Here is a 233-nt window from a genome sequence, read left to right as displayed (position 1 = left end):
AGCTGGTGCATCTCGGCCTCGAGTTCCTGCACCTCGACAGGGCGGGCGGTGGCCGACAGCTTCACCCGCGCGGCGGCCTGGTCGATCAGGTCGATCGCCTTGTCGGGCAGGAAGCGGCCCTGGATGTAGCGGTCGGACAGTTCCGCCGCCGCCACGATGGCCTCGTCGGTGATCGTGACCTTGTGATGCGCCTCGAAGGTGTCGCGCAGGCCGCGCAGGATCATGATCGCCTG

At 68.2% G+C, this 233-nt stretch carries 1 pseudogene; it reads right to left on the bottom strand.

Annotated features, from left to right (window positions below):
• Positions 1-233 (bottom strand): annotated as a pseudogene (locus GT358_RS16410) (ATP-dependent Clp protease ATP-binding subunit); the annotation flags it as partial.

The organism is Rubellimicrobium sp. CFH 75288 (assembly GCF_009904055.1).
Classification (GTDB): domain Bacteria; phylum Pseudomonadota; class Alphaproteobacteria; order Rhodobacterales; family Rhodobacteraceae; genus Rubellimicrobium.
This window is presented reverse-complemented; position numbering and strand designations above follow the sequence as displayed.